The 26,742-nt window shown below is 70.8% G+C and carries 17 protein-coding genes; 7 read left to right on the plus strand and 10 right to left on the minus strand.

Annotated elements, in window-relative coordinates:
• The first annotated feature begins 185 nt into the window (after positions 1-185).
• A complete protein-coding gene (locus tag ACIRQ7_RS00080) occupies positions 186-2,387 on the plus strand; it encodes an ATP-binding protein (protein ID WP_404258743.1) in 2,202 nt (733 codons plus the stop codon).
• The gene (locus tag ACIRQ7_RS00085; RefSeq protein ID WP_404258744.1) at positions 2,384-3,712 is read left to right on the plus strand and encodes an SUKH-4 family immunity protein; all 1,329 of its coding nucleotides are present in this window, start codon (positions 2,384-2,386) and stop codon (positions 3,710-3,712) included. The genes ACIRQ7_RS00080 and ACIRQ7_RS00085 overlap by 4 nt, the downstream gene beginning before the upstream one ends.
• A gap of 274 nt (positions 3,713-3,986) precedes the next feature.
• Here the strand turns inward: ACIRQ7_RS00085 and ACIRQ7_RS00090 are convergent, their stop codons facing one another.
• On the minus strand, positions 3,987-4,340 hold the full coding sequence (locus ACIRQ7_RS00090; protein WP_403666294.1) for a hypothetical protein: 354 nt from the start codon (positions 4,338-4,340) through the stop codon (positions 3,987-3,989).
• Positions 4,341-4,911: 571 nt separating this feature from the next.
• Between ACIRQ7_RS00090 and ACIRQ7_RS00095 the strand changes: the two genes are divergently transcribed.
• Complete coding sequence (locus ACIRQ7_RS00095) at positions 4,912-5,214, plus strand: hypothetical protein (protein ID WP_401463630.1); 303 nt, start codon at positions 4,912-4,914, stop codon at positions 5,212-5,214.
• Positions 5,215-5,437: 223 nt separating this feature from the next.
• Positions 5,438-6,541 carry a PE-PGRS family protein gene (locus ACIRQ7_RS00100; protein WP_404258746.1) on the plus strand — a complete coding sequence of 368 codons (1,104 nt, stop codon included), beginning with the start codon at positions 5,438-5,440 and terminating at the stop codon, positions 6,539-6,541.
• Between the two features lie 991 nt (positions 6,542-7,532).
• Here the strand turns inward: ACIRQ7_RS00100 and ACIRQ7_RS00105 are convergent.
• From ACIRQ7_RS00105 to ACIRQ7_RS00135, 7 genes are all read right to left on the minus strand, one after another.
• The gene (locus ACIRQ7_RS00105) at positions 7,533-8,876 is read right to left on the minus strand and encodes a S8 family serine peptidase (protein ID WP_404258748.1); all 1,344 of its coding nucleotides are present in this window, start codon (positions 8,874-8,876) and stop codon (positions 7,533-7,535) included.
• Between the two features lie 89 nt (positions 8,877-8,965).
• Complete coding sequence (locus tag ACIRQ7_RS00110) at positions 8,966-10,549, minus strand: hypothetical protein (protein WP_404258750.1); 1,584 nt, start codon at positions 10,547-10,549, stop codon at positions 8,966-8,968.
• Between the two features lie 63 nt (positions 10,550-10,612).
• Positions 10,613-10,927 (minus strand): hypothetical protein, encoded by a 315-nt coding sequence (locus ACIRQ7_RS00115; RefSeq protein WP_401463622.1) that lies wholly within the window; start codon positions 10,925-10,927, stop codon positions 10,613-10,615.
• Between the two features lie 2 nt (positions 10,928-10,929).
• Positions 10,930-12,099, minus strand: a complete 1,170-nt coding sequence (gene mycP / locus ACIRQ7_RS00120) for a type VII secretion-associated serine protease mycosin (RefSeq protein WP_404258752.1) — start codon at positions 12,097-12,099, stop codon at positions 10,930-10,932.
• 311 nt (positions 12,100-12,410) lie between these two features.
• The gene (locus ACIRQ7_RS00125; protein WP_393895579.1) at positions 12,411-12,704 is read right to left on the minus strand and encodes a WXG100 family type VII secretion target; all 294 of its coding nucleotides are present in this window, start codon (positions 12,702-12,704) and stop codon (positions 12,411-12,413) included.
• Between the two features lie 122 nt (positions 12,705-12,826).
• Entirely contained in the window at positions 12,827-13,150 is a 324-nt protein-coding gene (locus ACIRQ7_RS00130) for a WXG100 family type VII secretion target (RefSeq protein ID WP_401463617.1), read from the minus strand.
• Between the two features lie 419 nt (positions 13,151-13,569).
• Positions 13,570-15,216: a type VII secretion protein EccB gene (locus ACIRQ7_RS00135; RefSeq protein WP_404258754.1), complete on the minus strand. Its 1,647-nt coding sequence runs from the start codon at positions 15,214-15,216 to the stop codon at positions 13,570-13,572.
• A 336-nt stretch (positions 15,217-15,552) separates the two neighbouring features.
• On the opposite strand from ACIRQ7_RS00135, the gene eccE reads away from it, so the two are divergent.
• The 3 genes from eccE to ACIRQ7_RS00150 all read left to right on the plus strand — a co-directional run bounded on the left by eccE (position 15,553) and on the right by ACIRQ7_RS00150 (position 20,610).
• The gene (gene eccE, locus ACIRQ7_RS00140; protein WP_404258756.1) at positions 15,553-16,776 is read left to right on the plus strand and encodes a type VII secretion protein EccE; all 1,224 of its coding nucleotides are present in this window, start codon (positions 15,553-15,555) and stop codon (positions 16,774-16,776) included.
• Positions 16,776-17,624, plus strand: coding sequence for a hypothetical protein (locus ACIRQ7_RS00145; RefSeq protein WP_401463611.1), 849 nt, complete (start codon positions 16,776-16,778; stop codon positions 17,622-17,624). Before eccE ends, ACIRQ7_RS00145 begins: the two co-directional genes overlap by 1 nt.
• A gap of 304 nt (positions 17,625-17,928) precedes the next feature.
• Entirely contained in the window at positions 17,929-20,610 is a 2,682-nt protein-coding gene (locus ACIRQ7_RS00150; RefSeq protein WP_404258758.1) for an SCO5717 family growth-regulating ATPase, read from the plus strand.
• A 91-nt stretch (positions 20,611-20,701) separates the two neighbouring features.
• Here the strand turns inward: ACIRQ7_RS00150 and ACIRQ7_RS00155 are convergent, their stop codons facing one another.
• Both ACIRQ7_RS00155 and ACIRQ7_RS00160 read right to left on the minus strand, forming a co-directional pair.
• Entirely contained in the window at positions 20,702-21,649 is a 948-nt protein-coding gene (locus tag ACIRQ7_RS00155) for a bifunctional riboflavin kinase/FAD synthetase (RefSeq protein ID WP_404258760.1), read from the minus strand.
• 195 nt (positions 21,650-21,844) lie between these two features.
• Positions 21,845-26,461, minus strand: a complete 4,617-nt coding sequence (locus tag ACIRQ7_RS00160; RefSeq protein ID WP_404258762.1) for a hypothetical protein — start codon at positions 26,459-26,461, stop codon at positions 21,845-21,847.
• Positions 26,462-26,742: the final 281 nt, after the last annotated feature.

Genomic DNA, 26,742 nt, shown 5'->3' on the forward strand with positions numbered 1-26,742 from the left:
TAGCGGCCCCCGGGATCGCCTACGGGGATCGCCCGCCCGCCGTCCTGTCACCGCCCCCGTGTTCCGGTTCCGGAACAGCCGGGCCCCGACGGTCCCGCAGACCCGCGCCGGATCATAGGATCGTCCAGGTGGACGCAGTAATCCACGACAGCGGAGGGCGGGATTTCATGGGGGACGAAGCAGTCATGAGCGCCGCAGGCGAAGGACCGGGCGAGGGCACCGGCGGAGTACCGGACGCCCCGGCGGGCGAGGGGCACACGGACACGGCCGGATACGCCCCGCATCCGTTCATCGGCGGGCGCACGGCCGCGCTTCGCGCGCTCGCGGCCTGGCGCATGCGCTGGCCCGGTGCGCCGCGCGTCATCGTGCTCACCGGAAGCCCCGGCAGCGGGCGCAGCCGCCTGATCACCGGCTTCCTGATGCTGTGCGACCCCGAGTACCGCAAGCAGCTGCCGCTGGACGACCTGGACCCGGCGACCGTACCTCCGGATCTCCCGGCGCCCGCCGTGCCGAGCGCCGAAGGGCTCACCGCGGCGCAGCTGCTCTGGGTGCTGGCCGACCACTTCGAGCTGGGTGCCCGCCGCTCGGAGGACATCTTCGGCGAACTCGCCGCCCTCGACGAGCCGGTGGCCGTGGTGGTGCCGGACGTCGACAAGGCCGGACCGGTACGCGCGGCCGGCGAGCCCGCCCGACTCGTACGGGACGTGCTCATGCCGCTCGCCGCCACGGAGACGGTGCATCTGCTCGCGGAGGTGCCCCGCGAACTGGCCGTCGAACTGGCGGGTTCGCTGCCCCACGGGCAAGCACAGATCATCGACCTCGACGCCCCCCAATGGGCCGACCCCGAGGGCCTGGTGCTGCACGCCGAGACCGCGCTGGACGTGGCGTCCGGCATGCCGCAGCTCGCCCACCTCGCCGACCCGGCCGCCCTCCGCGCGCTCGCCGAGGCGATGGCCCGGCGTGCCGGTGGCAGCCGGCTGACGGTCCAACTCGCCGTGCAGTCACTGCTCATGCAGCCGGAGGGCTTCGACCCCACGGACGAGTCCCAGCTGCCGGCCGACGTGGGCGAGGCGCTCGATCTGCATGCCCGCCGGCTGGGCGCCGATCCGCAGACGCTGCGCCTCCTGTTGGCGCCACTGGCGTTCGCCGAGGGCCGGGGGCTGCCCGTCCACCTGATGAGCATGCTGGCGAGCGCGGTCGCGGGCCGTGACATGAGCCAGGAGTTCGCCGACGGCATGCTGCTCGTCGCGCCCTTCATCGAGCCGGTCGAGGACGCGGACGACGCGGACGCGGGCGAGGACACCCGGCAGGACGCGGAGGCCGGTGCCCCCGAGGGCGGGGGCGGCGGCGCCCGTACGCTGCTGCGCCTGGTGCACCACGGTATCGCCGCGGAGATCCGGGCCGGCCTGCCGGACGCCCGTGCCGCGCAGACCGAGATCGCCATGTCGCTGCTGGAGGCCGTGCCGGACCAGGACTGGTCCCGGGCCGACCCGTACATCCGCGACCATCTCGCGGCGCACACCCTCGATGCCGGTCTGCTCCCCCGGCTGATGACCGACCCTGGCCTGTTCGCGCACGCCGACCCGGTGTCCCTGCGGGCCGCCATCGAGGCCGTCCCCCTCGACCAGGTCGGTCCGCCCGGCCGTACGTACCTGCGGACCGCTCCGCTGCTGACCCGCTCCCAGGCGTCGGCCGTGATGCGGGCGGCGCTGCTGGAGACGGCGTTCGTCGAGGACGGGCTGACGCCGTACGCGGAGGCGCTCCACGGCCTCGATCTGCCGCTGCCGTGGCGCACGCTCTGGAGCGTGCCGGTCGCGGGCGTCCAGGGCGTGACGGTCGGTTCCGTCCCCGGCGCCCGCGCCGACGACGCCTCCCCGGCTCCGGCCGAGGGCCAGGACGGGGATACGGCAGCCCTCCCCGCCCCACGTCCCGTCGCCGCCGTCCTCGTGCCCGAAGGCACCCCCGGTGCGCGCACGGTCGCCCCCGCGGAGGCTGCGGACGGTACCGCCGCCCCGGACGGCGGCATGGCCTTCCTCGTCCACGATCTGCTGCGGCCCGGCACCCTCGACGCCGATCCGGCGCAGGTAATGCGCCCGTCGGAGGCGGAGCGGGCGGCGGCGCCGTACGGGCTCAGCCGCGGCGCCGACCATCTGCGGGTCTGGGCCCGGGAGAGCCAGGAGGTGCTGGCCGCCCTGGTCACCGACACCCCGCTCATCGGCGCCGACATCTCGCCGGACGGCATCCTCGTCGTCGCGGACGCACGCGGCGTGACCGCCCGGCAGATCCTCGTGCCCGTCCCCGCGGCGGTCACCCCCACCGTGCCGGCCCAGGTCGCCCGCACCACTGACGACGACGCTTCCACCGGCCTCGAAGGAGACCACGCGTGATCACCCAGGAGCAGGCACAGAGCACTGCCGCCCGCTGGCTCAACCCCGAGGGCCACCAGGGCCCGGCGCGCGAGGTGGCGATGCAGGAATTCGACCTGGGATGGGTGGTGTGGGCCGTACCGCCGCCCCCCGAGGTCGACCCCGAGACCGGCCGGCGCCGGCCGCCCGCCGAGATCGGCGCCGCCTGCGGCGTCGTCGACCGCGGCTCCGGCGAGCTGACCGTCTGGCCGTCCGTCCCCGTCGACGAGGTCGTCCGGATGTACCAGCAGAAGCACGGCGCCGCCGGCGCGCCCGCGGCCGCCGAGTCCCAGCCGCCGGCCACCGGCCCCGGCAATACGGCCGTCGCCACCTACCACGACCCGGCCACCGGCGAGGAGACCAGCGTCGCCCGCGTCTCGTCCCCCGGAGCGCCCCCGGTCGAATACCAGCTGCGCGACGAGCTGGTGCGGCTCGGCGTACGCGGCGAGGACGTCCAGGCGGTGCACACCGACCTGCGCCCCGCACTGCTCCCCGGCGGCTACTCCGGTGACTTCGTCTTCCGGGCCTTCCCTAACGCCTCGTTCTCCTGCACCGAGGGCTACGGCATGCTGCCCGAGGAGCGCGCCGAGGGCGTCGCGGGCCTGCTGCGGCACGTCGAGCAGATGCACCGGATCGCGGGCCGCCCGGCGCCGCCGACGCCGCACCGGGTGCCGGTGCCGCAGGAGGTCCCGGCCGCACCGCCGATGCGCGATGTGGCCCTCGGCAAGCTCCTCACCGAGGTCTTCGGACCGCAGGGCACGGTGCGCCCGGACGTCGACGACATCACGGCGACCCAGCTGCCGGAAGCCGCCAGGGCGACGCTGACGTGGGCCGGACTGCCCGCCCGTGTCCCGTACTTCTTCACCGCCGACCAGCTCGCCGAGCCGCCGGCCGGCGGCCTCTTCACCGACATGGCCACGCATCTGCGGGAGACCGGGACCCAGGCCGAGGAACCGACGCTGGAGACCCTCGCCGGCTACGTCCGCATCGGCACGGACGGCCTCTACGCGCTCGCCGTGCAGTGCACCGCACCCGAGTCGAACCAGGGCCTGATCGGCACCGTCTGGGCGGTCCAGCCGTCCCACGGCGGCGGCCGGTTCGTCAACCGCACCCTCTCCGCCTACCTGCGCTCGCTGGCCCTCCTGACGACCACACGGACGCAGATGCAGGGCATGGATCCGCTCGCGGCGGGAGCGGCGGTCGCCGCCTTCCAGGAACAGCTCGCGGCGATCGACTCCTGGTCCCTGGACGAGCCCGGCAACTGGTGGTCCCTGGTCCTCGAGCAGATGTGGCACGGCCTGTACTGAGCGGCACCGGCCCGGCTCGCACGGCACCCGCCCCAGCTCGCACAGCACCCGCCCCGGAACTCCGCCGCCCACAAGGGCGGTGAGATTCCGGGGCGGGTGTGGTGAGAGAGGCGAGCCCGGTGGAACACCTGGGGACACGGATACGCCCGTGCCGTCAGGGCGCCTTCGGCGGTCCTGCCTGGCCCGGACCGATCAGGGCCATGGGTGACGGTTCTGCCTGTGGCCCGGACCGATCAGAGCCATGGGCAGCGGTTCTGCCTGTGGCCCGGACCGATCAGGGCAGCAGTCGGTCGGCCGCCAGCGCCGCCACCAGCCCGACGCCCAGCAGCCAGGTGCCCAGCCGCGTACGCCCGTTCCGGCTGAGCTCGATCACCACGCCGCAGAGCACCAGCGCGGCCCCGTACACCCCCACCACCAGCACCGACGTACGGCTCGCCAGCCGCACCACGAGCACCACCGCCATCGCGGCCATGAGCACCGAGGCCAGAATGATGCGAATCCGCCGCGCCTGACGAGGCGTCAGCTTCGTACGATTCCCGGGAAGGGGCTCCACGGACTCGGAAGCGCCGTCGTCGACACTCCTCTCGGAAGTGTCGCTGTCTATACCCGCCACGGGTGCGTCATCCATGAGCGGAAATGATACGGGAACGAATGATCGGCCACGCGTGCCGATCCACCGGACCACGCCCCCAACCACCTCAAAGGCTGGGGCTGTTCACCGGTCGAATAGGTGCGGCGCGACACCCGGCGAACCGCTGCAGGGGGCGGCCGCGGACGGGGCCGGGGATGACCGGAGACGGCAGGAAACGGAAGGAAACGGCGGGAAACTGCGGGAAACTGCGGGAAACTGCGGGAAACTGCGGGAAACTGCGGGAAACTGCGGGAGGCTGCCTGAGGACAACACATCTCCCCCATCGGCCAGCGACACAGGAACCCGTGAAGGTCCATTTACCGCACCCGCGCGAAGCCCCGCCCACCTTCGAGATGTCCACCCATTCTCCACACCAGACCATCCCAACTCTCCACAATGAAGGTCCAGTTGGGCCCCACTCGACCCCAACAAGCCGCCATGCTCCCGCCTTGACGTGGCCACACCCAGGCCGCCTAATGTGGGATCATTGGGCGCGACGAACACGCTCTGCACAACAGCAAACACGGGGGCAAAAGTGGCAGGCAAGGCATTTGACGTCGATCCAGACGTGCTGAGGACGCAGGGCGACTCCTTCGTCAACATCGGCACCGACTTCACCAGCGCAGCGAAGAAACTGCGGGGGGACCTGGACGGCGATGTCGTGCAAAAGGCCTTCGAGGGCTGCGACTTCGGCGACATCTTCCTGACGATCTACGAGCCCATCGCGAAGGGCATGTTCGACTCGATGGACTCCCTCGGCGAACGCCTCGAAGACATCGGCGACAAGCTCAGCGCCATGGCGAAGCACTACGCCGAGTCCGACGAGCAGGGCATCCACGCCATCAGCGCCGTCGGCCGCCCGCAAATCTGAGGCGCACACCCGCCCACCTGAGGTTGACGGCCGCGCCCGTCCCTCTCACGCGGCACCCTCACCACACCACGCATCCCACTCGGCATGACGTGCTCACTCAGCACTTCTTGCCCACTCAGCGCTACGTGCTTCCTCAGCACCACGTGCCTACTCAGCACTACCTGTCTCTTCAGCACTACTTGATTACTCGGCTACCACCGTACGGGGGACGATCACTGTGTCTATGCAGCTGCCGGAAGGGGTCTCCTGGGTCCTCGACCTTCTCGGCTTCTCATGGCCGGACGCCGACGAGGACAAACTCTTCGAATGCGCGACGGTCTGGCGCAACTTCGCCGAGGCCGTGAATCAGGCGAACTCCCATGGCTCGATGGCGGCCAATGAAGTCACCTCCGCGAACTCGGGCGAGGCCGTCGAAGGCTTCTCCAAGGAGTGGGGCACCTTCAACGGCAGCGCGGGAGGCGGCGACAATTACCTCCGCGACGCCGCCATGGCCGCCGAGGTGATCGCCCTCGCCTTCGACGCGGCCGCGCTCGCCGTGATCGCGGCAAAGATCGCGGTCATTGTCCAGCTCATCATCACCGCCGTCGAACTCATCGCCGCCCAGGCGGCCGCCCCCTTCACCCTTGGCCTGTCCGAACTCGGCGCGGCCGGCGCGACGCAAGCGGCCCGGCTGATCATCCGCCGGATTCTCGACCAGCTCAAGCGCGAAGTCATGCAGGCGGCCACCAAGGCGATGGAACACGCCACGATGGACGCCATCAAGAAGATGACCAAGGACCTGGTCAAGAAGGCAGTGTCCAAGGAAGCCCGCAAGCTGGCCGTGGACTACATCAAGACGACGGTCAAGGACGAGGTCAAGGAAAAGGTCGTCACCGCCGCGAAGGACGGCGCCAAGGAATTCGTCATGGACACCGTGGTCAACGGGGCCAAGGACAAGGCCGTGGAAGCCGGCACGGAGATGGCCGGCAACGTCGCCGAACAGGGCATCGAAAACCACTTCGGCGCGCGCGACGGAATCGACTGGGGCGAAACCGCCGACATCGGCAAGGAAAAGGCCGGCGAATACGTCCAGGATGTCAAGGACGGCGCCAAGGAAACGGTCAACAACTACGTGGACGGCGTCACCAGCCTGGCGGACCCCAACACCTACATCGACCGCGCCAAGGAAGACGCCGCCAACCAGGCGGAACACCACACCAACCGCGGCCTGGACGCCGCCCAACGCCACGTCGACGCCCGCACCGGCGGCGCCGCCACCCGCCACCAGGACGTCACCGACGAGGGCCGCGCGGCCGTCACGGACCACGTCCGGTCGGTCTTCGGCTGAGCCAGCGCGATGCCTGAACCCTCACCTCGCCCCACCCGAGGGTGACCGACGCGCCCCCGGCCAGGATTCCCCAGGGCCGCTGCAGGCTGACCACTCGGCCTGCGGCGGCCCTCATCGATTCCCTCGTGCATTCCGCCGCGAATTGCGTCGCGAATTGCGTCGACGCTTCTCGCAGCCCGCAGCCCGCAGCCCGCCTCAGTCCACTGTCATACGCGCCACCGCAGGGGCGAACCCAGCTCCATCCAACGGCAGACCACACCAGCCGGAACTACCGCCTCGACGGTCGGTCGAGTCAATTCCGCACTTGCTCTCGATCTGCCCCTCGGGGCACGCAACCGTGATCTCGATACGGAGCGGAACGGAACAGAGGGCATCGACCGCCCTGAGCCGGAGTGCCGTGGCACGCGCCCAGACCCAGGCACCGTTTCGCGAGGCTGTACTCGACGAAGCCGCACCGGAGTCGTTACCCGAGGAGGCGCGCCAGCTTCCTCATTGAGGAATCCGTCTGCGCTGCCCTGCCTTCTCGGTGAATCGGCTGTCAAGCGGGCCACAGGGGAACAGATCATGCTGCAGAGGAGCAGGGAGGAGCAGGAGGATTACGCAGGACTGGGCGGCCCCTTCACCTTCGCCCAACCCCCCAACAGGCGAAGAATCCTCAGCGTCTGTGGGGGCGCGCACAGACAGCTCCCTGCCCCGCGGAGCGGAATTCGGACGCCCCCGCCATCACCGCGCACCGCGTTCCCCACGCACCGTCCGCCTGACGCATGACACCCATGGATCGCATGCCGTAATTCTCCCGCCTGAACACACTTGGGTCCGCAGTCAGAAGACTGCGGACCCAAGTCATTCACGTCGATTCCCTATCGCGAGCCGAGCGCCGGCCTGGCCCCCATGGACCGGGGCACACCCCTCGCGACCGCCCGAGTCAGAAGCCTGCCTGCGTGCGTCACAGGCTCAATTCCAACTGAGACGCGGGCTGCTCACCAAGCCCTTACCGGCCCGGAGGCTGCGTAGGCGGAGCCGGCGGGAAGGCCGGAGCGCCGGGCTGCTGCTGATACGGACCCGGCTGCTGATACGGGCCGGGCTGCTGGTACGGGCCAGGCTGCTGCGGCGCGAATCCAGGACCACCAAAGCCCCCCGGACCACCAGGGGGCGGACCGTTACGGCCGTTCTTCTTCTGCCGGACCACGACGAGAACAACAATCCCGATCACGACGAGAACACCCACCGCGATCCCGATGATGGCACCGGTTCCGAGCCCGCTGTCCGACTCATCGCTCGCCTGGTCTGCTCCGTTCCCGGGGGCACCGGGTGCGGGCGAGCCGTCGGCACCGGCAGACGGCAGGGCCTTGGGCATCTTCAAGGGGCCGTTCTTCGAACCGGCAGGAACATCCTTCGTCAACGCACTGTACGGACGAATGAACCCGTAACCGTAGTGCGGGTCGGGGAGCTTGAGGCCGGCTTTGTCGGACGGGAGCCCTGCCGTCTTGACGAGACGGTTTGCGATCTGTCCAGCCGTCAGATCAGGGAACTTGGAACGCAAGAGGGCAGCGGCTGCGGATACGTAGGCGGTGGAGTCAGATGTCCCGTCGGCCAGGTGATACTGCCCCTTTGGGGAAGCAGACGTAATCTCTACGCCAGGTGCCGAAAGCATCATTTGGCTACCCGAGTTGGACTTCTTCCACACCTTGCCAGCCTTGTCCACAGCCCCTACGGAGACCACTCCAGGGGTAGCAGCCAAAGCTGACAGATTAGAACCGCTGTTTCCGGCACCCGCTACGACCAAGACATCTTTTTGCGCGGCATACCCAATCGCCAACCTGTCTTCGGCAGTTAGCCCCATGGGCGCGATCGACAAATTGATGATCGAGGCCTTTTGGTTGACCGCATACTTGATCCAGTCGGCTAGACCAGTGTTTTGAACTCCGACCCCGACTTCTGGCGTGCCGACGGGGAGAATTTTGGCGTCCGGCGCCAGCCCCATAACGCCATCAGCTTTCCCTGGCCCATGGCCGTGCCCCGCAATGAGCGACGCCATTCCAGTTCCATGGTTCGCTCCTGTCTCGTGATCAGCCGTCCCGCCGTCCACGAAATTCTTCCCAGGAAGAACGCTGCCCTTCAAATCCGGGTGACTGCCATCCACAGGGTCATCGATTACCGCAACCGTGACCCCTTTGCCTGTGGACTCCTTCCATACGCTCTCTGCATCAAATTGTTTGAGGGGCCACTGATCGTCCCTATTCTGATCTGCCAATGCGATCGGGGCGGCACCGAAGAGCAGTGCTCCCGCCACCGCCGCGCCGCCCACTGCACGCAGCGTCCGCGTGAAGCCCATGCCGTACACCTCTCCGTAGCAAAGCGGGCCCGCAGCCCGAAGACTGCGGGCCCGCTTCAAGCCGAACACTCGATCTTGGTTGACGGTCCCTACTCGATGACCTTGGGCGCTACATTACGCTCCGACGTCCAGGTCTCCTCGTCCTCAACGAGGTAGTCAGGGCGCTGCCCATTCTCGCCCTTGTTGTCCTTGCCCTTGCCGCCGTGAGCTCCCGGAGCTCCGCTCATTCCGGCGGGACGGCGGCCGCCCGTCGCACCCTTCTGCGTACCACCGCTGCTTCGGTGCAGACCGGAACCGCCTTGACCGGCGCCGCCCAGCTTGCCACCCTTGCCACCGACAACGCCGCCCTTTTGGCGGGCGAGTGCGCCGCGTCCCCCTCCAGCGCCCTTTGCGCCAGCTCCCTTTCCGCCGCCAGCACCGCCGCCCATTCCCGGCATGCCCGCCCGGCCGCCTCGCGCGCCCGCTCCGGCTCCGGCGCCACCACCTCGGCCGGCCACACCGCCGGCCATACCGCCACCGATGCCTCCACCGATGCCCGAAGCCGAACCACCGCCTGCGCCAGAGCCTGCCCCACCGCCTGCACCAAGGCCACCTGCGCCGAGGCCACCGCCACCGGCGCCTCCTCCACTGAGCGCGCTTCCGCCGCCTCCAAGGCCGCCACCGCCACCCCCGAGGCTGTCAAGGCCAGTACCCACGTTGGGCGCGGGAGACTTGGGGATACTGCCAATGCCACCGTCGATACCGTTGGGGCGCGGCGCTTCCATAGAAGGAGGCGTCGCAATCCCAGATCCGGTCAGCCCTGGAACCTTTCCCCCGCCTCCTCCCGGATTAGGGGAGGAGGGCTTCGGGCCGAACGGCGCAATTACCGGAAGAGCTCCACCACCATCTGTGGGCTGCTCCGGAGGCTTGATTCGATCGTCTTCGACCCGAGGGCTGGCCATGGCCTTCGTCCCCGCCCGATACGTGGTAGCCAACTGCTCCATGTAATGGGCGGCTTGCAGCTCGCGTTCGCGGTCGAGCGACAGGTTGCCCCGGTTCTTGGCCATGGCGTCGTAGATGCTTGTGTTCGGGTTCTGCAAGTCGGCATTCAGGCCCGAATCGTCGCGCCCGTCACCCGCTCCAAGCATCTTTGCGGCCGCGCCGCCAACGGGGCCGAGGATGATCCCGGCCTTGCCCGACCCAGAGCCGGCGAGGTCCGCCAGGCGGTCAGCCTTGCTCTCCAGCCAGCTCGGCTCCTCGACGGACTCGACCGCCGTCTTGACCTTCTGGAGGTTGTCGCCGATCTGCTTCATGACGTGACTCGCGTTGTGCGGGTACGGTGCGAGATTGGCGAAGTTCTCGCTGATCTTCTGTGCCGCCACCGCGAACTGCTCTGCGGAGTGGCCGTGCCAGGACTGCAGGACCTTCGTCACGGCATCATCGAAGTGCTTCTTGATGCCGCTGTTCCAGTCCTCTCCGACGAGAGAGACGCGGACTTTGTTCCAGCCCTCGGCAACGTTGTGCACTTCGCCCGGGTTAGCACCCGACACCATGTCCTTCACCTGATTGAGCCTCAGGTTCGTGAACTGTGGGCGGCTGGATGCGACGCCGCCCGTGTCGGGAGCCGCTGGGCCACCCGTGTTGGCCGGCGGCTTGACCTCCGCCGCCTTGAAGCCACTGTTATCCGATGTCATCTTCCGTCCCCCACTCCCTCATCGAACGTTCTCTGTACTGTCACTTCGATCCGCCTGCCGAAGTCACTTCATGCTTACGGAGTTATCGGCTTCTGCATCCTGGTACGCGCCCCTGACCTTGGAAGACTTCTTGCCGAACTTGTCGAGAAGGCTCTCCACCAGGTCGATTAGATTTTCGATCTCCTGCTTCATGTTCTGATGCGCGCCGTAGAGTTCGCTCTCCTCCGAGAATCCCTTTCCCAGAGTGCCCTTGGCCAGGTAAGTGCTGTTCTTCGCCGTGCTCTTCGACGTCCCCATGTCCTTCAGGACCTGGTTCAGCTCCTTGACGACCTGATCCAAGGCGTCCAGGTCAACGCCGTACTCCTCTTTGCCACCCATGATTAAGCCTCCCCGTTCCTGCTGAAACCAGTTTTACGTCGCCAGTCGCGGAGTGCGATGGCGGAGCCTACGACCACGCCGACGGCCAGGAGTCCGCCGCCGAGGATGTAGATGGAGATGCGGGCGCGTCGGTCCTCGGTGGTTTCACCGATGGGGACGGCGACCGCTTGGACCTTGATGCTTGCGGCCGAGTTGCCGGGCTTGTCGGGCTGCGGCGGGCCCGTCGGCTTGTTGTCGTCGTTGAGGGCTGCCACCGGGTCAACGACGCCCCAGCCGATGTAGTTGTCGCGGCCCGCGCGGACGCGTTCCGCCGTCTCCTCGAGGTGCCAGATGAGTTCCTGGGGCTTCCAGTCCGGGTGCTTCTGCTTGAGGAGGGCCGCGGCTCCGGCGACGTACGGTGCGGAGAAGCTGGTGCCCTGGTCGACGCAGTTGCCGCCGTCGGGGACCGTGGAGACCATGTCCACGCCCGGCGCGGCGATGCCGACGAACTTGCCGGACTGGGAGAAGGGCGCGCGCTCGTTGTTGCGGTCGGAGGCGGCCACCGCGAGGACGTTCTCGTACTCCTCGAACGCGGCAGGGTAGGTGTTCTTCTGCTTGCCGTCGGCGCCACCGTTGCCTGCGGAGGCGATGATCAGGGTGCCGTTCGCGGCGGCGTTCAGGATGGAGGCCTTCAACGGGCCCAGCTTGCTCGGGTCGGCGTCGGTCCCCTGGGAGATGTTGAGGATCTTGACGTCGGCGGCGACCGCCTTATTGATGGCCTTGGCGAGGCTTTCGGCGGTGCCGGCCTTCTCTTCCGTCGTCTGCTTGTACGGAACGATCTTCGCTGCGGGAGCGAGACCGAAGAAGCCCGATCCGGGGATCTTGCGGGCGGCGATGATGCCGGCGACCTTGGTGCCGTGACCGACCTCGTCCTGGGTCGGCTTGCCACCGACGAGGGTGCCACCGCCCTTGCCGATGGCGCCGCTGAGCTGCTTGTTGTCCACGTCGACGCCGGTGTCGATGACGCCTACCCGGACGCCCTCACCCTGGCCGTACTCCCACAACTGGTTCGTCAGGATGCGCTGCAGGGACCACGGGGTCTCTTCGATGTTGTTCGTGTTGAACTTGCACTCACCGGCGTTGAGTGGCACGTTCTCGTCCGCGGTCGCCGGCGCTGCGGTCGCCCAGGACATGCCGACGGCGCAGGCAGCCGTAGCCAGTGCGCCCGCCGCTCGTCGGCGGTGACCGGTTCGGTGACCAATGGCGCGAGATCCCACGGGTTGTCTGCTCTCCATGTGTGGCGGATGGGGCGGGAACGAGGGGTGCTGCTGAGGGTGTTGAAGCAGTGAAGACTGGGGAGATATCGCGACATTCGGGCGGAATGCGCGACGGGTGTCCGGACGGCAGAAGGGCGAGCGCACTGATGCAGCGCGCTCGCCCTCATTGACCACTGTGCGAGCCGTCGGGGCTGCTCAGCCGTTTGTCATCCGTACCTGACGCGAGGTCAGCCCGCCCAGATACCGGCGTTCTTGCTTTCGGTGCTCTGGTAGTTCTGAGCGGCCTGGTCCAGCGCCTTGGCGATGGCCTCAAGCGTCGAGTGCAGAGAAGCGGCGCGCTGGTCCCACTCGCGCTGGCGGGCCTGGTAGCCCTCCTGCGCGGAACCTTCCCAGCTCGCGGCGATCTTCTTGACGCCGGCCTCGAGGTCATCGAGCTGCTGGCGGATGTTGTTGGCAGTACCGCGCACGTCGGAACTGGCCTGCGAGATCGTCGCAAAATTGACGAGGATCTGGCCTGACATGGTGTCTCCTCAGGAGTTGATAAAGCCTGGTCGAATCGCACCGCAGCGAGCCCGGCGGCGTTGCCTGCCGGCCCGTGCTGCGGCGACTGGGCCGTTGCGTCGCGGCGAGCGACGCGGCCTCATCATCCGAACGGAGATGCCGACGCGGAGACGTGCGAGATCGACTGGGCCTGCTCCTCTTCGGAGGCAGAGTAGTTCTTCGTGGTCGAGTCGATCGCTTCCTTGATCTCGGCCAGCAGCTGGTTGAGACGGTTGGCGTCCTCATTCACCTGCGACTGCAGCTGGTTGTACGAGGAGGCCGCCTGACCCTTCCACCCGGACGTAATGGTGTCGACGACCGTGTTCAGGCGAGAGATCTCGCCCTGGATCGACTGGTTGACCGAAGAGATCTTGCCGCTGAACGCGACCATCTCCTCTTCGGTGGTTGTGTACTGCTGACCAGCCATAGTCAACGTCCCCCATGAGACTCGTACCTCGAACCGCACTGCACCGGCTCAGGCACCCGCGCGGTTGGCGCCTCCTGCTGACGCCTTGGCCCACTTTAACCACTCCATACGCCTGTTCCCAACAGCGGGAGGGTTCTTGTGACGGGATCACAACATTGTCAACTGGCCGTTAGAAGCACGTTGTTCGGCGTAATCGGGCAGATCTGACGCTATCGGTCAGCAGAAGGAATTCGATGGCGGGGCGGCGAAGATCACAGCGGGCCGCGGCGGGTGATACGACCGAGGCCGTGCCGGGACCCGGATTCGGGTGCCGGCACGGCCTCGTGAACGGGCCCGCCTTCGGGCTCGTTTTCAGATCACCGCGCCATGGGCACCGGTCGCCGCGCCATTGGCGCAGGTCACCGGGCCCGCGGCTGCGATCACTGCGTCTGCGGCTTCTCGGCGTCGTGGACGTCCAGGGACGGGCCCGCCGAGAGCAGGCTGGACCAGGCGTTCAGGATCGCCGGCGGGTGCGCGCCCTTGTAGCCGAGGTGGAGCTGCGCCTGGTCGCGCTCCTCCTTGTCGCTGCCGGCCTTGTCGCTGTTGTCGTTGCCCTTCGGCACGTGGTAGCGCAGACCGGTGTCGGTGACGAGGAAGAGGCTGCCGTCCTTCTGGGCGCCGGTGCCCACCTGCTGGTAGAGCAGGCCGCTGCCGGGCGTGACGTACGCGGAGGAGCCGGACGCGATCTTGGCCGGGTAGTCCTGGCCGATCCAGGTCCCCATGTTGGGCACGCCGTTGGGGTATCCGAGGAGCTTGCCGGTGCCGTCCGGGGTGTCCGTGTTGGTGCCCTGGTAGACGCTGCAGGACACGCCGTTCTTGGCGGGCGAGGTCAGACCGCCGGTCTGTGACCCCTTGGAGAAGTCGTTGGCCTGGTCCACGACCTCCGTCGGCCAGGGCATCGGGATCTCGGTACTGGGGATGGTGCCGAGCCACTCCTTGGCCTTGGAGCTGCCCTCACTGGGCACCGGATGGATGTCGGTGGTGGGCAGCGTCGTGGCCTGCAGCTCGTCGTCGGTGTGGCCCAGGTCCGTCGCGTTCTGTCCGGTCATGAGGATCTTGGCGACGAAGTTCGACACCTTCAGGACGCCCTCCGGCGTCACCGCGTACTTCTCGCCGGAGCTGTTCTGGACGACCGTGCCGATCTTGTTCAGCCTGGCCGGAACCCCGTTGTCCGACCGCTGCTTGCCCGCCATTCCGGGGAAGGTCAGCATGCTGATCGGAATCGGGCTCTTGATGACGGTGTTCATCCAGTCCTCGGTGACGTCCTGCGCCTCGGCCTCGCCGAAGATGACGTTCCGGATCTGGCTGGTGTCACCCTGAGGCGCATTCTTGGCGACCTTCAGCGCGTTGGGCTTCGAACTGAACGGGAAGGCGACGCCGTACTGATCGACGAGCCAGTAGGCGCCGTCGGGGTCGCGCACATACAGCGCCTGGTGCAGGTCGAGCTTGCCCTTGTCCTCGACGAGCTGCTTGTCCTTGCCGCCCAGGACGAACACCGCCTGCTGCGGCTTGCTCTTGGTGCCGCTGCCGGGGCGGTTGCAGACCGCCCAGGTCTTGGGCTTGTTGGCCTCGGGCGCGCTGGGCAGGCGGTCGGGCGCGTACGGAATGCCGACGGCCGGGCCGTGCGCGAGCTTGCCGTCCAGCTCGGATTCCTTGACCTTGACGACCTGGTACTTCGGGTCGAGGAGCAATTTGGCCGAGGCGAGGTTCAGTACGGGGTGGAGCAGTTTCTGGTTTTTGCCGTTTGCGTCCTTGCTGTTCAGGACGACATACCGCGTGGTGGATTCGCCACCGACGATGACGTTCTTCCCCACCTCGTCCCACCCCTGGGGTGCAACGGGCTTGAGAATGCCGCATGCCCCGAATCCCACCAGGATCAGAACCCCCACCAGCACACTCGGCAACACCGCCTTCAGCGGCTTCGGCGCACTCTCGATCGAGCCGTTCGGCAGCGGCTTAAGGAATGCGGCATTCGTTCGCTTTCGTGCGAACGAATACGCATTCAGCTCGTCCCGACGTGATGCCATTGTTGCTTTCTCTCCCCGCCTGTCGGATCCACCATCGACCGCACCCGGCACTCACGCCGTAGCGCCCTCTACTATGCCGTGTGTCGATCGACCCGTACGGTACGGGTGCCACCTTCCAACGCACCAGTCTCAGCGGCGGCCCATACGCCCAGAGGCCACACCACCAGTAGAGGAGCAGGCCGGGGGATGTCCAGCGCCACCAGGGCTCGACGCCGCAATGGGCGGCAACAGCAGCAACAGCCTTCCGCTGCACCGCAATACGCGGGCCAAAACGGTACAGCTTCGGGCAATAGAGGAAATGGCGGCCAGGGTTCTGCCCCCCGCCCTTCCGGTCCGGTGGCGCCGCGGTTGCGGCAACAGGCCGGAAACATCGGCGGTGTTCGCGTACAGCAGCTGGCGATTATCGAAATCGCCCTGGCGCTGGTGCTGGTGGGATGGTCGATCCATCCGGCCGCGCTGACCGCCGCCGTCGTCGTGGCGGCGGTGCTCGTCATCTTCGCGCTCGGCCGGCGGCGTAAGATTCCGCTTCCGGAGTGGATCACGACCGTCAGGGCCATGAAGCGCCGCGGCAAGAACGGCAGTTCGGCGGCGGCCGCGACGCAGGGCGTCGACCCCGCGTTCGCGCCGGTGGTGGAGTGCGATCCGGCGCTGCGGACCTACGAGTACACCGACGCCGAGCAGCGCACCATCGGATTCGTCGGCGACGGCACGTTCCTGACGGCCATCGTGCAGGTGGACGCCCGTGACGAGCCGCTGCGCCCGCAGCGCGGCAGCCACATGCTCCCGCTGAACGTGCTGCACACCGCGCTCGACATCGAGGACATCCACCTCGAATCGGTGCAGTTCGTGCAGTACACCCAGCCCGCGCCGGCGCCGCACCTGCCCGAACAGGCCGTGGCCGCCCGCTCGTACGCCCCGCTCCAGGCCCAGGCCCAGACGCCCGCCCTGCAGTTGACGTGGATCGCGCTCAAGCTCGACCCCGAGCTGTGCGCGGAGGCGATCGAGGCGCGCGGCGGCGGGATGGACGGTGCCCAGCGTTCGCTGCTGCGCGCCGCCGACCAACTCGTCAGCCGGCTCACCGCCCACGGCGTGCGCGCCCGGGTGCTCGCCGAGCGCGAGGTCGTGGCCGCGATCGGTACCGCGGTCTGTGTCAGCCCGCGGGCCGCCAACGGCGCGATGGGACGGGACGGCCGGGCCGCCCGCCGCACCCAGGAGACGTCCCGCGCCTGGCGCTGCGACGACCGCTGGCACTCGACCTACTGGATCGGCCGGTGGCCCCAACTGGGCCAGGGCGGCGCGCCGTTGGCTGCCGTCACCCAGCTGCTGACCAGCACCGCGGCGATGGCCAGCACCTTCTCCCTGACCGCCACGCACGGCGGCGGCCGCGCCCCGGCCATCTCCGGCTACGTCCGTCTGTCGACCCGCAGTGAGAACGAACTCTCGGCCGCCCAGAACGAGCTGGAGCGCCGTTCCGGTTCGGTGAAGGTCGGGCTCGTACGGCTCGACCGGGAACAGCTGCCCGGCGTGCTGGCCACGCTTCCCCTCGGAGGTACCCGCTGATGGCCACTCCCACCTATCAGCCCCGTGTCAACGTCAGCGGCAACGGCTGGCGCAACCCCCCGATCGGGGGGCCGGAATCCGGCAGCGGCCGTCGGCTCTCGCACCAGCCGCGCCCGGACGAGGAGGAGTCGGGTCCGACCGGCCCGCGGCCGAAGCCCGGCTTCGGGCTGCGCGGCCCGCGGCGCAGCCCGCATGTACTGACCGCCGAGTCGCTCGGTGCGCTGACCCTGCCGGTCGGCGACGACGGCGTGATCATCGGCATCGACCCGCAGAACCAGCCGGCCGTGCTGAGCATGCTGCGGCCGGCGCCGGTCGAGATCGCGCTGGTCGGCAGCATGTGGATGGCGCAGGTGCTGGCGCTGCGCACGGTCGCCACCGGCGCCCGCGTCGCGGTGGAGACCGCCCGGCCGCACGCCTGGAGTCAGATGGCGCAGGCAGCGGGCGGCGGGCAGCAGTGTGTGTCGATCCATGAGGTGCGCCAGATCGCGCCGCAGGGACCGTCGGTTTCCAGCCCGGTGCTCGTCATCCGCGACATGGGTGCGCGGCCGCCGCGCAATCAGCTCGCCCCGGGCCCCTGGCAGTCGGTGCTGACCGTGCTGCCCTTCCTCGGGCCGCGCTCGCCGCAGATGCTGGGGCGGGCCGATCTGGTCGGTCTGCAGCGGCTCTCGCCCGAGGAGGCGGAGGTCGTGACGCGGATCATGCGACTGCCGGAGCAGGTCGGCGCGGTGCTGCCGACGCTCAGCGACAACGCCATGCTGTGGTGTTCGCGGGACGGCCACCAGTTCGTCATGACCCAGCCCACCGAGGCGGAGACCAACCTGCTCGGCGGCCCGCGCCGGATGGACTGACCTTCACCTGCCGGCCGGTCGGCCGCGGGCATTTCCTACGGGCGCATCCACGGGTGCGCCCGTAGGTGTGCCGACCGGGCCGGAAGACGACAAGCAACATGACACCGACTGCCGTTATGGGCCGACTCTTGATTAGGCTGTGCGGAGAGCCGCCAGAGCACCCGCACCGGCCGCCGACACGGGGATGGAGACAGTTAGTGTTGGCACAACCCCGGGTGGTGTGTTCCGACTTCCGCTACATCCGATCGATCCGCCTGTATCCGGTCCTGCCGTTCAGGTGCGTTGCAGTACACCAGGAGGCACAGTGAACGAGCAGGAGGCTTTCCGCCCGGACGGGAACGATCCTGACGACGACCAGTCCGAGTTCGACCTGACCGGCGAGTTCAAGATCGACTTTGCCGCGCCGGCCTGGTATGCGAGCAACGACACCAGTGGAGGCGGCGCGGGTGCCGCGGCCTCCCCTGCTGCCCCTCCTGCGTCTTCCCCCGCCACCCCACCCGTTGCGCCTCCCCCGACGGGCCAGCCTCTCCAGGGCCCCCCTCAGGGCGCTCCGGGAGTACCTCAGCAAGGCGCCCCCGGCCCCTCCGCCCCCGCGCCCGCCGAGGCGGCGCCGCCCGGGTTCCCGACGCTGCGCCCCCAGGACGCGGGCGGCGCGGCTCCGGCCGCCACTCCCCCGGCACAGCCGGTCGCCGCCGCTGAGGCGCCCGCCGGCCCGGCCGCGGATGCCGATGCCGCCGCGGCCAATGTGCGTGCGGGCAGTGGTGTCGACCCGTCGGCCTCCCTGTGGGATGACGACGAGGACGACGAGCCGGCGACGCCCTCGGCCGAGCCGGAGGCCGCTGCTCCGCAGCCGGAAGCGGCCGGTCCCGCTGCCGCGAGCCCCGCTCCGGCCCCCGAGGCGCCCGCGCCCGAGGCCGCAGCTCCGGTCGCCCCGCAGGCCGCACCGCCCGTCCAGGCCCAGCAGCAGCCTCAGCCGCAGCAGGCACCGCAGGCCGCGCCGCAGCAGGGCGCTCCTCAGCAGGGCGCTCCCCAGCAGGGGGCTCCCTGGGCCGGCGCCCCGGGCGTCGGGCAGCAAGCCGCGCCCCAGCAGGGTGCGTTGCCGCCGCTGCCGCCGGAGTTCGCGCCCGCGGACCCCCGCGCCGCCCAGGCCCAGCCGCAGCAGGCCCAGCCGCAGCAACAGCCCGTGCCACAGCAGCCGCAGCAGGGCCAGCCGCAGGCTCCCGCCCCGCACCCGCAGGCCGGCTACCCCCAGCAGGGACAGCACCCGCAGGCGGCGCAGCAGCAGGGCGGTTATCCGCAACAGCAGCAGCACGCGGCGGCCGCGCAGCAGCAACAGCCACAACAGCAACAGCAGCCCGGCTACGGCTACCCCCAGCCCGGTTACGGCTACCCCCAGCAGGGGCAGCCGCAGCAGGCCCCGCAGCACCCCAACGCGGCCGCGCAGCAGGCCGGTTACGGCTATCCGCAGGCCGGCGCCCAGGGCTACCCGCAGCAGGGCCGGCAGGGCGGATACGACCAGCAGCAGGCGGCCCAGCAGGCCGCGCAGGCACAACAGGCCGCACAGGCCCAGCAGGCGGCCGCACAGCAGGCCGCTCAGCAGGCACAGCATGCCCAGGCACAGCAGGCGCAGCACGCCCAACAGGCGCCGCAGGCCCCGCACCAGCCGCTCCCCGGGCAGCAGGGCGACCCGAACGCCGCGGCGAACTACGCGACGTACTCCCAGCCCGGCCAGCAGCAGCCCCAGCAGCGTGCCGCTCCCGGCGCGCCGCTCGGCTACAGCGCCGCCGTCGAGCTGACGTCCGACCGACTGCTGCGCAATCAGCCCAAGAAGCGGAAGCCGGGCGCCAACGCCCAGCCCTCCAAGTTCAAGCTGGGTGCGAAGAAGGAAGAGGCGGAGCGCCAGCAGAAGCTCCAGCTCATCCGGACTCCGGTGATGTCCTGCTACCGCATCGCGGTGATCAGCCTCAAGGGCGGCGTCGGCAAGACCACGACGACCACCGCGCTGGGCTCCACGCTCGCGTCCGAGCGGCAGGACAAGATCCTGGCGATCGACGCGAACCCTGACGCCGGCACGCTCGGCCGACGGGTCCGCCGCGAGACCGGCGCGACCATCCGTGACCTGGTGCACGCGATCCCGCATCTGCACAGCTACATGGACATCCGCCGGTTCACCTCGCAGGCCCCCTCCGGTCTGGAGATCCTCGCCAACGACGTCGACCCGGCCGTCTCGACGACCTTCAACGACGACGACTACCGGCGCGCGATCGACATCCTCGGCAAGCAGTACCCGATCATCCTCACCGACTCGGGTACGGGTCTGCTCTACAGCGCGATGCGCGGAGTCCTCGACCTCGCCGACCAGTTGATCATCATCTCCACGCCCTCCGTGGACGGCGCGAGCAGTGCCAGCACCACCCTGGACTGGCTGTCCGCACACGGCTACGCCGACCTGGTGCAGCGCGGTATCACCGTCATCTCGGGTGTCCGCGAGACCGGCAAGATGATCAAGATCGACGACATCGTGTCGCACTTCGAGACCCGCTGCCGTGGTGTGGTCGTCGTCCCCTTCGACGAGCATCTCGCCGCCGGTGCCGAGGTCGACCTCGACATGATGCGGCCCAAGACCCGCGAGGCGTACTTCAACCTCTCCGCCCTGGTGGCCGAGGACTTCGCGCGGGCGCAGCAGGCGCAGGGCTGGGGCGACCCGAACGCCCAGCAGATGGGGCAGCAGCCGATGGGCGATCCGTACGCCCAGCAGCAGTACGCCCCGCAGCAGGGCCAGGGACAGCCGCCGCAGCAGCAGCCCCAGCAGCAGCCGACCGGCTATCCGCCCCAGCAGGGCGGCTGGACCCAGCAGCCGCAGCAGCCGCCGGCCCACTGGCAGCAGCAACAGCCCGCTCCCGACGCCCCGCAGCATCCGGCGCCGGACGCACCGGAGCAGCCAGGGCTCGCACCGGGCTGGCAGCAGCAGCCGCCTCCGCAGTGAGCGGCTGACGGCGGTCCGCACGCAAACGGGGCAGGGCCCGGCACGAAAGTGCCGGGCCCTGCCCCGTTGGTCAACTCCCCGCCGCGGCCGCTCAGGTGGCGGCGGCGATCAGCCCGCGGGCCTGCTTCACATCGATGGCCATCCGCTCCAGCAGGGCGTCGAGCGTGTCGAACTTCTCCTGGCCGCGGATGTACGCGAGGAAGTCCACGGCGACGTGCAGCCCGTACAGATCGAGGCCGATCCGGTCGATGGCGTATGCCTCGACCGTGCGCGCCTTGCCGTCGAACTGCGGGTTGGTGCCGACCGAGATGGCCGCCGGCATCGCCTCGCCCTCGACGTGCAGCAATCCCGCGTACACGCCGTCCGCCGGGATCGCGGTGTGCGGCAGGGTCTCCACGTTGGCCGTGGGGAAGCCCAGTTCGCGTCCGCGCTGCGCGCCCCGGACGACGATGCCCTCGACGCGGTGCGGCCGTCCCAGGACCTCCATCGCCCCGGCCACGTCGCCGTCCGCGACCAGGCGGCGGGTGAGCGTGGAGGAGAACGGCTCGCCGCCGCCCGCCGCCCCGCGTTCGTAGAGGTCGATGACCTCGACGGTGTAGCCGTAGGTGCCGCCGAGCTCGGCGAGCGTGTCGACATTGCCGGTGGCCTTGTGCCCGAAGCGGAAGTTGGGGCCCTCGACGACGAGCTGTGCGTGCAGCTTGTCGGCCAGCACCTTGACCACGAAGTCGGCCGGCGCCAGCTTCGAGAATTCCTTGGTGAAGGGGAGGATCAGCACCGCGTCCACGCCCAGCTCGGCCATCAGTTCCGCGCGCCGGTGGTGCGGGGCGAGCAGCGGCGGGTGGGTGCCGGGGCGGACGACCTCGCTCGGGTGCGGGTCGAAGGTGACGACCACGGCGGGGATTCCCAGCTCGCGGGCGCGGGCCACCGCCTTGCCGATGATCAATTGGTGACCGCGGTGCACACCGTCGTACGAGCCGATGGTGACGACGCTGCGTCCCCAGCCCTCGGGGATGTCCTCCAAGCCACGCCAGCGCTGCACTGTGCCCGCTCCTCGCCCGAACTCTTGTCTGTCCACACTGTCCATACCGTTCACCACGCCGGGTCGGCATGACGCAGGTCTAAGACTGCCATGCCGGGAGTGAAGCTTCGCGCGAAGGGTGGCCTCGCTTCCGTTGCGCGGGCCATCTGTCCGGGGAAGCGGCGGGGACGCGGGCAGCAGACCGGCCGCGGCAGGTCAGATGCCGCATCCCGCGAGGGTGGCGCGGGCGCCGGGCCCCACCACCGCGGCCCACTCCCCCGGCTGCGCCGCCACCCACTCCCGCACCCGGCGCGCGAAGCCCGGCACCTCCTGTCCCAGCTCCACCAGGCGCCGGTCGAAGAGGGCGGCCCCCTCGGGTGTGCGGACCAGCAGCATGCCCGTGCGGTGCACCAGCTCCCGGGTACGGTCCTCCGGCCGCCGTCCGGCGCCTTCCGCGGCCGCCCGCAACACCGCTTCCAGCACCCGCGTCTCCTGGCCGGACGGGCCGCCGTGCGAGGTCCTGCCGCCGTGTGCGGGCCGCGGCGCGTCGTACTCCTCGCTCGCCAGCAACACGTCCAGCAGCTCGCGGCGCAACGGCGCCGACCCCTCGCACCCGGCGTCGGCCAGCACGGGCGCCAGCGCGCACCGCACCGGCGCCGGGTGCCGGGTCAGCAGCTCCACGACGAGCGGGCGGAGCACCGTACGGGCCCCGGCACCCTGCGCGAGCCGCCGGTCGACGAATTCGGCGACCGGCCGCGCGGCGTCGTCCGGCCAGTGCTCGGCGTACGCGCGAACGACTTCGGCGGCGCGGGCGGCGAGAGAGGTCGGCTCGGCCGGCACGGACGGTGACTCCGGGCCGCCGGCATCGGCGAGCACGCGGAGCAGCGCGGACACCGCCTCCGGGCTGTCACCTCCGAGCAGCCGGGTCCGGAAGGCCCCGAGCACGGTCTCCGGGTGCGTCACCAGTGCGGCGGCGAACGCCTCCGGCGGCAACCCCGGGTCGCCCGCGAGGAAGCGGGCCAGCGCCCGGTCCAGGAACGGTGACCGGGCGGTCGGATCCCCGATCAGCAGGGCGAGCGCGGGGCCGTGCAGATCTCCGTCGGCGGTGCGGGAGAGGAGGGTGAGGGCGGCCTGCCGCAGCAGGGCCCGGTCGGCGTCGCCGGTGGCGTACGGAGCGACGCGCAGGCCGTTGGGCGCGGCGGCGGCACGGCGCTGGGGACTCCCGTCGCGCGCCCACCGGTCCGCGGCCCGGCACACCGCCGACGGCTCGTCCTCGGCGAGCGCCTCCAGCAGCTCCACCGCCTTCGGGTGCGCGGTGTCGATCAGCGCGTCGGTGAGGTCGTCCAGGGCCTGCCGGCGATGGGTGTGCAGCAGGGCCTGTGCGGCGGACGCGACGGTGATCCCGCGGGGCGCGGCGCCTGCGGGACGGTCGGTACGGGGCGGGCGGTCGGCGGTGGGGGCGGCGAGCTGGAGGGGGCGGGTGTCGTCGAACCAGGCGCACAGCAGCGGCTGCACCCGCTCAGGATCCGCCCGCAACAGCTCCGCCGCGGTGTCCAGAAACCGCATGGACCGGGGTCGCGCACCGGCCTGCTGGACGGGGGCGGGAGTGGTGGATGCGGTGGGTTCGGGGGCAGGTACGTCCCCGGCGCCGGGCGCGGAATCCGGCGCCCGCGAGCTGACCCGCGCCGGCTCGGCGGCGCCCACGGCGGCAGGGGCCGGGGGCGACGACGACGGCTCCAAAGGGCCCGATGACTGTGACGGCCGCGACGGGGGCGCCGGCTGCGAGGGCTCCGCCGGGCGCGTGGATGCGTACCCGGACGCGGGCTCCGGCCGGGACCCGTCAGCCGTGTGGACGCGTACCTGCGGCGGCTGCGCGAACGGGCGGGCGCGCCGTCCGCTGCGCGGCGCGGACGGGCCGGGGGCGGATGACGGCCCGGGAGCGGACGACGGGCCGGTGGACGCGCCGGGGAACGGCGGGCCCGGCGCATCGGAGCCGACCGCGGAGGCGCCAGAGGGACGGCCCGCCGCGCCGGACGGCAACGCCCTGGGCGCCCCCGGGGCCCCCGCGGCCTCCAAGCCCCCCGCGGCCCGCTCGGCCGCCTTCGGCTTCGCTTCGGGGGAGGTGCGGGGCGGGTGGATCCGGCCGCTCAGGCGCGGGGACTCGCGGTGCCCGGGTCCCGGCCTGTCGGGCCGCGGTGAAGCCGTCACGGTCCGGGGGCCGTCCGCCGGCAGCAGACGGCGCAACAGGTCCATCCGGCACGCGTCGGACAGCGGCAGCCGCCGCCAGAACCCCGGCCCGAACGAGTCCAGGCCGGTGCGCTCGAACCCGCCCAGATCGACGGACCGTTCCGTGATCCGGTCGGCGAGCAGCCGCAGCACTCCGGTGTACGGCGTCGCATCGGGCACGCGGAGCAGCACCTCACCGAGGAGCCGCGAGGCCCACCACCGGTCGTCCTCGTACGCCGCCGGGGCCGGCGCGGGCACCGTCGCCGCCGACACCAACTCCGCCAGCCTGCGCGTCAGTTGGACCGTTCCCTCGCGCCGCGCGAGGAGCAGCAGCGCCTGCACGACCGGCCCGATGCGAAACCCCGGCACAGGGAGGGCCGCGGTAACCGGCGCTCCGAAGGGCGCTCCGCCCGACCCTCTGACCTGCTCCCCAGTACCGCCCGCCGCCACTGCCTCATCCATGAGCGCCCCCGTGAGCGCCTCGGCCAGGGCGTCGTCGGCGACACCCGACAAACCGGCCGGCGGGAGCGTCGACGGGGTGCCCGACCACCCGGCGCCGAGCGACGGCAGCCACCCACTCCCCCCGCCGTCCACCGTCCGCTCCTTCCGGCCGTGCACCAGGACGAACAGCGCCGCGTCGAGGTCGAGGCGGGCGCCCTGCAGCCACTCCGCGAACTCCTCGTGGGCGAAGCGGTATCCGGTGCCGGCCGGGACCAGCAGTCCTTCGGTGAGCACCGCGGAGGCCCAGCCCGGCCCCGCGGGGAAGACCTCCTCGAAGGAGTGGCGGTCCAGCTCGCCCTGACCGGGGCCGAGACAGCGGCGGGCCGCCTCGTGCACCTGCCCCGCGACCCGGGCCGCGAGCCGTCGCACGGCGGCGCCGCGCAGCTCCGGGCGGTGCGCGGCGGCGATCCGGACGGCGATACGCAGACAGACCAGGTCCAGATAGGCGCCGAAGATGTCGTGCCGGTCGGGCGACCCGGTGGCATCCGGCCCGTCATCCTCCCCCTCCTCCTGGCCGAGGGCGTCCGCCGCGCCCTTGGGGAGGGCCGCCCGGACCTCCGCGAGCAGGCGCAGCGCCAGCGGATGACAGGCGTCCGCCGCGGCCTGCGCGCCGATGGTCAGGCCGTAACGGGCACGGGCGCGCTCCGCCTGCGCGTCCGGAAGGTCGCCGAGCCGTACGCAGGCGGGCGGCGCCCCGGCCCCCACACCGTCCGACGGACCTCCCGCACCCGGCGTCAGCCACCGGTCGTGCGGATGCCCGGGGTCCTGCGGGTGATGCAGCAGACCGGGCGGAAAGAGCGCTCCGGCCCGTTCCCAGTACTCCGGGCGGCAGGCGACGACGAGCCGGGCACCGGCCGCCCGCAGCCACCGGGCCGTCGCCCCGGTCCAGGCGGCGAGGTCGCGCGCCAGCGCGGGCGGCATCTCCTCCGGCCCGTCCAGCAGCAGATACAGCGGTCGCCCCGCCGCTTCGGCCAGCCGCGCCACACCGTCGGGGGTGGCGTCCGTGGCATCCCCTGCCGTCCGGCCGGACGCGGCGACGCTCCGCCCGGCGGAGCGCAGCGCACGGGCAACCGCCGGGCGTACGCCGTCGTCACCGGACCGCAGGTCCGCGCCGCGCAGCCAGAGGGTCGGGGCAGGCGCCTCGCCCTGGGCGCGGCGGGCGGCAAGGGCGGCCAGCTCCGTGCTGCGCCCCGTCCCCGGGAACCCCACGAGCCCCAGCACCGACGCCGGCTCCCTCCGCACACCCCCGGCCCCGGCCGGCCCTTCTCCCTCCCCCTCCCCCGGCCCGCCGAAGCGCGCGAACTCCCGCACCACCTCGGGCCGTTCGACCGGTTCGCGCCACAGCCGGGGCCGCGCCGCGGACCCCACGGACATCGCGGTGAGCTGGAGCACGCCCGCAAGATTCAGCTCGGTCCCGAAGGCGGGGACGGTCGCGGCATTACGGTCCAGGAGTTCGGCCAGCGCGCCCCGCGGGTCCGCCGCGGCCACCGCGCGCAGCGGAACGGCGAAGCCACCGGCCCGTCGGCCGGTGTGCAGGGACGTGCCCAAGACGGCCAGCACCGCGCCCGTCCGCGCGTCCAGCACCGGCCCGCCGGCCGCCTGACCGCCCAGCCGCAACGCCTCCCGGCCGTCGGCGCAGAGCGCCAACTCCACGGTTTCGTCGAGGAGATGGAAGAGATCGGTCGCGGTGTACGTCACGCCCCGGCCGACGCCGACGACCGTGCCGTCGAGCCAGCCGTCCGCCCGGAGCCGTACCCCTGCGCCTGCCTCCGGCCGGGCCGCGGCGATGGGCAGTGGCGAGAGCAGCGGAAACCCGAGCCCTTCGGTGCGTACGAGGGCGAGATCGGCCTCCGGAAAGGGGGTGACGGCAGCGGCGTCGACCAGCTGGACCCGCTCGGCGCCAGGTGGCGCGGCACCGCCGAACGCGTCCCCGAATCCGCCGTCGCCCATGGGCTGCAGCACCAGCCGCGCCAGCCCGTCCACCGCTTCGTGGCTGGTCACCACCGTGCCGTGGTGGTCCGCGAGAAAGCCTGTGCCGCGCGGCCGGCCCGCCAGGTCGCGGATGCGCACCAGCGCCCTGTCCGCATCGGCATCCAGCAACGCCATCGCCGATCCTCCCCGCCGGTCCCCGTCCTGTGCGACGGTAATCAGCCAAAGATCGTCTGGACAGCGATCTCCTCGAACGCGCCCCCGTCCACGCCTTGATTCACTCCGAGCGCCTGCCCAAATGAGTGAATCGGCGGGGCGCGATGGACAGAGTCAGAGGGAGGGGGATGGTGGAGCGCGGGAGCAGACCCTCGGCGCCCGTCCGAGCGGCCCGCGTTCCACCACCTTCACCGAACCGAGCCGCCCCCGCCCCGCTGCCCTATCTGCCCTGTGCCCCGCCG

The sequence above is a fragment of the Streptomyces sp. NPDC101393 genome (genome assembly GCF_044767385.1).
Classification (GTDB): domain Bacteria; phylum Actinomycetota; class Actinomycetes; order Streptomycetales; family Streptomycetaceae; genus Streptomyces.